The organism is Actinoplanes sp. NPDC048791 (genome assembly GCF_040650095.1).
Classification (GTDB): Bacteria; Actinomycetota; Actinomycetes; order Mycobacteriales; family Micromonosporaceae; genus Actinoplanes.
Genome location: NZ_JBEZGQ010000138.1, coordinates 1 through 5,891, shown reverse-complemented (window position 1 = coordinate 5,891; position 5,891 = coordinate 1). Strand labels below are relative to the sequence as shown.

At 71.5% G+C, this 5,891-nt stretch carries 5 protein-coding genes; 4 read left to right on the top strand and 1 reads right to left on the bottom strand.

The genetic code is table 11. The features are described from left to right. Positions 1-234 precede the first annotated feature (234 nt). Positions 235-1,014 (bottom strand): hypothetical protein, encoded by a 780-nt coding sequence (locus AB0C29_RS13380; RefSeq protein WP_360819602.1) that lies wholly within the window; start codon positions 1,012-1,014, stop codon positions 235-237. A gap of 109 nt (positions 1,015-1,123) precedes the next feature. Between AB0C29_RS13380 and AB0C29_RS13375 the strand changes: the two genes are divergently transcribed. The 4 genes from AB0C29_RS13375 to pheT all read left to right on the top strand — a co-directional run. After that, positions 1,124-2,239: a histidine kinase gene (locus AB0C29_RS13375; protein WP_360819599.1), complete on the top strand. Its 1,116-nt coding sequence runs from the start codon at positions 1,124-1,126 to the stop codon at positions 2,237-2,239. Then, positions 2,236-2,838: a response regulator transcription factor gene (locus AB0C29_RS13370; protein WP_360819596.1), complete on the top strand. Its 603-nt coding sequence runs from the start codon at positions 2,236-2,238 to the stop codon at positions 2,836-2,838. The genes AB0C29_RS13375 and AB0C29_RS13370 overlap by 4 nt, the downstream gene beginning before the upstream one ends. A gap of 451 nt (positions 2,839-3,289) precedes the next feature. Then, positions 3,290-4,351 carry a phenylalanine--tRNA ligase subunit alpha gene (gene pheS / locus AB0C29_RS13365; RefSeq protein ID WP_360819593.1) on the top strand — a complete coding sequence of 354 codons (1,062 nt, stop codon included), beginning with the start codon at positions 3,290-3,292 and terminating at the stop codon, positions 4,349-4,351. Between the two features lie 2 nt (positions 4,352-4,353). Further along, positions 4,354-5,891 (top strand): phenylalanine--tRNA ligase subunit beta (gene pheT / locus AB0C29_RS13360; protein ID WP_360819589.1); only part of this gene is annotated, 1,538 nt, incomplete at its 3' end.

Below are 5,891 nucleotides of genomic sequence, written 5' to 3'. Positions count from 1 at the left end.
CGGGTGACCCGTCTTGACCCGTGACCTGCGTGGGTGCGTGATCCGCGTAGCCGCGTGACCGCGCTGACCCGCGTGACCGCGTTGACCCGTGACTCGCTTGGGCGGGTGACCCGTCTTGACCCGTGACCTGCGTGGGTGCGTGATCCGCGTAGCCGCGTGACCGCGCTGACCCGCGTGACCGCGTTGACCCGTGACCCGCGTGGACTTGTGGGGCTCGTGACCCGCGCGGACGTGCTACAGCGTGACCGCGTAGGCGAGGACCGAGACACCGATGACCGCGTCCACGACGCCGCACCATTCCGCGAATGCTCGGGGGACCACCTCGTTCCGGCGGAAGTGCCAGCAGTCCCAGCCCGCGTGCGCGAGCCACCCCAGCCCCACCAGCCAGACGCTCAGCACCGGTCCGGCGAGGACCGCGGCCAGGAACAGCCCCAGATATACCGCCATCGCCGCCACCTGCCGGATCAGGACAGCCCGCGGGCCCAACGTGCGCCGCACCGCTCCGATGGTGAGGTAGGCGAACGCCAGTACCAGCAGCTTCCACGGCGCGAGCGCGGCCGGTTCGACGAGCATGTCCACCGTGATCAGCAACGCCAGCGCGGTCGGCCAGCGGGCCAGCAGACCGGTCCTCGGCTCGTGGACGTGTCCGCCGGCGTACTCGTCGGCGCGGTGGAGCATGGCCAGCGCCATGGCCGGCAGCATCAGGAGGTGGCCGCCGAGGAGCACCGCCGGACCCGGTATCAGACCGGCCCACCAGGGGATGAGCAGGACCAGGAAGGGGGCGTACATCGCCGTGGTCATCTCGGCGATCGCGGTGTGAGAGTGGCCCCGGTAGCCCATCCAGACCGCCATCGCGACCGACATCGTGGTGGCCATCCACAACGCCGACACGTCCACCCGGGACGGTGTCCAGAACGGGGCCAGGGCCGCCATGCCGACGACCATCGCGGCGAGCATCTCCAACAGGTGCCGGGCGAAGGGCCAGGGGCGGGTTCGTACCACTGAGATTGTCATGCCAGCAGCCTCGGCCTGACCGTGCGCAACCGGCACCGTCGCCGGCGCACCCACCAACCATGAACTTTTCATGGGTCGTCCGTGCGGCTCCCGCGCCTAGCATCAGCGCATGCACAGACAGATGCGACGAGCCCGGGTCGTCACCCTGGTCGTGCTGGCTACCAACGGCTCGATGGCGTTGTTCCTGCCGGCGATCGGCCTCTGGCGCGAGCCTGAGACGTTCCGGATCTTTCTCGGCGCGATCGGCATTCTGCTGTTCTCGGTCGCCCAGGGTTTCGTCTTGCACGCCCTCGTCACGCCGTGGCTCAGTCCACGGGCCCGCCGCGGCGCCTTGCTGGGCCTCGCCACCGCGGCCGTCGCGTCCCTGCCGTTGGTCGGTCCCACCGGCGGCACCTGGCCGAGCTGGGCCTGGCTGGCTGCTTGCATCATCGGGGTCCTGCCGGTCATCACCGGCAGATGGAAGGCGTTGGCGCTCAGCGCCGTCACCGCGGCGGTCGCGGTGTTGACCACGCCGGGCTCGGCCCGGGACGCACTGATCATCTCGGTCGGCTTCGGTGCCGGCATAGCAGCGATCAACGCCGTGCAGGTCTGGTTCTGGGAGCTGCTGATGCAGGCCGAGCAGGGCCGGGCGGCGCAGTCCCAGCTGGCCGCCGGCGAGGAACGGTTGCGGTTCGCTCGGGACGTGCACGATTCGCTCGGTCACCACCTGTCGGTGATCGCGCTCAAGGCGGAGCTGGCCGAGCGACTCGCCCCGGTGGATCCGCCGCGGGCCGCCCGGGAGGCAGCGGAGGTGCGCGGGCTCGCCACGTCAGCCCTGACCGAGCTACGAGAGGTCGTGCACGGCTACCGCCAGGTCGACCTGCGCGAGCAACTGACCGCCATAGAGCAGGTCCTGGAGTCCTCCGGGGTGCGATGCACGGTGCAGGCACCCGACGGCGTCCTACCCTCGCCGGTCGCCGCGCCGCTTGCCGCCGTGCTGCGCGAGGCCTCCACGAACGTGCTGCGGCACAGCCGGGCGGCGTGGTGCACGATCGACATCGTCCGGGCCGGGCCGGAGTTCATGATGACCGTGGTCAACGACGGCGCCGGCGACGCCGCGCCCGATCGGCACAGTCACGGCCTGCACGGCCTGGCGGAACGGCTGGCCGAGTCCGGCGGCGTGCTGCGGACCAGAGCGGCGGACGGCCGGTTCACGGTCGAGGCCGTCGTACGCTCGGCGCCATGATCCGGCTGCTGCTCGCCGACGACGAGGAACTGATCCGCGTCGCCGTGGCCGCGCTGCTCGACCTCGAAGCCGATCTGGACGTGGTGGCCCACGCCGCGGACGGCCACGAGGCAGTGGAGTCAGCGCTGCAACACCGGCCCGACGTGGCAGTCGTGGACCTCCAGATGCCCCGGGACGGCATCGAGGTCACCGCCGAGCTCACCCGCGTCCTGCCGTCCTGCGCGGTGGTCATCCTCACCGGGCACGCGCGGCCCGCCCAGGTGCAGCGGGCCCTGGCCGCCGGCGCCAAAGGGTTCCTGCCCAAGGGCTGCAAGGGCGGCACGCTCGCCGACGTGATCAGGCGTGTGCACAGCGGCGGCCGGTACGTGGACCCCGGACTCGCGGCGGACGCCCTCAGCATGCCGGAGTGCCCGCTGACCCAGCGCGAGCTCGACGTGCTGCGCTCCGCCGAGCCCGACGTGCCGGTGTCGCTGATCGCCCGCCGCCTGCACCTGTCACCCGGGACGGTCCGCAACCACCTGACCGCGATCCTGGCCAAACTCCGCGTCGGCACCCGCACCGAGGCCGTAACCGTCGCCCGAGACAACGGTTGGCTATGAGTTCAGCAACCGCACCCAGCCCGCCGCCGCAGGAGAACGGTTGGCGGGGAGGCCCGGCAGCCGCACCGAGGCCGCCGCCGCAGGAGAACGGTTGGCGGGGAGGCCTGGCAACCGCACCGAGGCCGCCGCCACGGGAGAACGGTTGGCGAGGAGGCCCGGCAACCGCACCGAGGCGGTCGCCGGGGGAGAACCGCAGGCTGGGAGATCGGCTGCCGCGCCGAGGCCGCCCTGTCACGCCGTGGCAAAGTGCCGCTCCGTGATACCGGGTTGGCTGCGGCGGTATGCTGTCTCTCATGCGCCGAGTGCACCCGATGATGTTTACCCAGCCCGCTGGTCGCGGGCGCCGGGTCTGACACTCCTGCGCGACTTCCCCTGACCGGCGGGCTGCGGCCCAGCCGCGCCTCCGTACACTGCCCGATGGCTCATCCGGTGTGAGGGAGTTCGCCCGACCATGTCCTACCGCAACGATCCGTACGATCCGAAGCAGGCCGTCCTGCTCGCCCCCGAGGCTCTTGAGGCCGCCGTCGCCGAGGCGGAGAAGGCGTTCGCCGGTGCGGGTGACCTTGACGCGCTCGGCGCCCTGAAGCCTGCGCATCTCGGTGACCGTTCGCCCGTGTCGCTGGCCCGGCGGGAGATCGGTTCACTGCCGCCGCACGCCAAGTCGGAGGCCGGCAAGCGTGTCAACGTGGCCCGGCAGTCGATCCAGAGTGCGTTCGACGCGCGGCTCGCCGAGCTGGAGCTCGAGCGGGCCGCCCGGGTTCTGGTGGAGGAGCGCGTCGACGTCTCCCTGCCCTGGGACCGGGCCCCGCGTGGCGCCCGGCATCCGTTGACCACGCTGATGGAGCACATGGGCGACCTGTTCGTCGGCATGGGCTATTCGGTTGTCGACGGGCCGGAGCTGGAGCTCGAATGGGCGAACTTCGACGCGCTCAACATCGGCCCCGACCACCCCGCGCGCGGGCTCATGGACACGTTCTACGTGGATCTGCCCGGGCTGGTCATGCGTACGCACACGTCGCCCGGCCAGGTGCGGACGATGCTGAGCCGCAAGCCCCCTATCTACGTGGTGAGCCCGGGACGGGCGTACCGCACGGATGAGCTGGACGCCACGCACAGCCCGGTGTTCCACCAGATCGAGGGCCTGGTCGTCGACGAGGGCATCACGCTCGCCCACCTCAAGGGCACTCTCGACCATTTCGCCCGGTCGATGTTCGGGCCGGACGCGCGGACCCGGTGGCGGCCGAACTACTTCCCGTTCACCGAGCCGTCGGCGGAGTTCGACGTCTGGTTCGCCCAGCACCGCGACGGCCCGCGCTGGGTCGAGTGGGGTGGCTGCGGCCTGGTGAACCCGCGGGTGCTGACCGCCTGCGGGATCGACCCCGAGCGGTACTCGGGCTTCGCGTTCGGCATCGGGGTCGAGCGCACGCTGATGTTCCGTAACGGGGTCAGCGACATGCGCGACATGGTCGAGGGTGACGTCCGGTTCACCCGCAACTTCGGGATGGCGGTCTGATCATGAAGCTGTCTCTGTCCTGGCTGCGCGAGTACGTGCAGCTGCCGGCGGTGCTGTCCGCCGACGAGCTGGAGCGCAAGCTGGTCGGCCTCGGCATCGAGGTGGAGTCCATCGTCGACCAGGCCGCCACCGTCAAGGGCGACCTGGTCGTCGGCCGGGTGCTGGAGATCGAGGAGCTGACCGGCTTCAAGAAGCCGATCCGCTTCACCCGCGTCGACGTCGGCAACCCCGAGCCGCAGGAGATCGTCTGCGGTGCGCGCAACTTCGAGGCCGGCGACCTCGTCGTGGTCATCCTGCCCGGTGGTGAGCTGCCCGGCGGCTTCAAGATCGGTGCGCGGAAGACGTACGGGCGCAACTCCAACGGCATGATCTGTTCCGCGGCCGAGCTCGGCCTCAGCGGCGACCACTCGGGCATCATCGTGCTGCCCGCGAACTCCGCCGTGCCGGGCGTCGACGCGCGGCCGATCGTGGGGCTCGACGACGTCATCATCGACGTGGAGATCACCCCGGACCGCGGGTACGAGATGAGCATCCGGGGCGTGGCCCGCGAGCTGTCGTACGCGTACGCCTCGGCGTACACCGATCCCGGTGCCGTGCCTGCTCCCGGTGCGACGGCCGAGGCGCCGTACCCGTTGCGGATCGACGACACGGTCGGCTGTGACCGTTTCGCCGCGCGGGTGGTCCGGGGCATCGACCCGTTCGCGCCGTCGCCGGCGTGGATGCAGCGCCGGCTGATCACCGCCGGGGTGCGGACGATCTCGCTCGCCGTCGACATCACCAACTACCTGATGCTCGAGCTGGGCCAGCCGATGCACGTGTTCGACCTGAACCTGCTGCGTGGCGGCCTGGTCGTGCGCCGGGCCCACCCGGGCGAGAAGCTGACCACCCTGGACGGTGTCGCGCGCGTCCTCGACGCCGAGGACATGGTCATCTGCGACGACTCCGGGCCGATCTCGCTGGCCGCGGTCATGGGCGGCGAGACCAGCGAGGTGCAGCCGGACACGGTCGACGTCCTCCTGGAGGCCGCGCACTGGGATCCGGTGATGGTGGGCCGCACGGCCCGCCGGCACAAGCTGTTCAGCGAGGCCGCGAAGCGCTGGGAGCGCGGCGTCGACCCGCAACTGCCGCTGGTCGCCCTGGACCGGGCGGTCGCCCTGCTCACCGAGCACGCGGGCGGCACCGTGGACGAGCGGGTGCTGGACCTCGACCACGTCGTCCCGCCGGCCCCGGTGCTGCTCGACACGAGCCTCCCGACCCGGCGGATCGGCCTGGCCTACGACACCGAGCAGATCACCACGCTGCTCGGCCAGGTCGGCTGCACGGTCCGCGGGGTCGAGCCGCTCGAGGTCACCCCGCCGTCCTGGCGGCCCGACCTGGTGGCCCCGATCGACCTGGTCGAGGAGGTGGCCCGGCTCGGCGGCTACGACGCCATCCCGAGCATCCTGCCGCCGGTGCGCGGCGGCGGCCGGCTCACCCCCGGCCAACTGCGCCGGCGGACGGTCGGGCGGGCGATGGCCGAGAACGGCTACGTCGAGGTGCT

What these genes read in the sequence shown, in the direction of transcription:
- AB0C29_RS13380 (WP_360819602.1), bottom strand. Translation starts at nt 1,014, where the DNA reads ATGACAATCTCAGTGGTACGAACCCGCCCCTGGCCCTTCGCCCGGCAC.
- AB0C29_RS13375 (WP_360819599.1), top strand. Translation starts at nt 1,124, where the DNA reads ATGCACAGACAGATGCGACGAGCCCGGGTCGTCACCCTGGTCGTGCTG.
- AB0C29_RS13370 (WP_360819596.1), top strand. Translation starts at nt 2,236, where the DNA reads ATGATCCGGCTGCTGCTCGCCGACGACGAGGAACTGATCCGCGTCGCC.
- pheS (WP_360819593.1), top strand. Translation starts at nt 3,290, where the DNA reads ATGTCCTACCGCAACGATCCGTACGATCCGAAGCAGGCCGTCCTGCTC.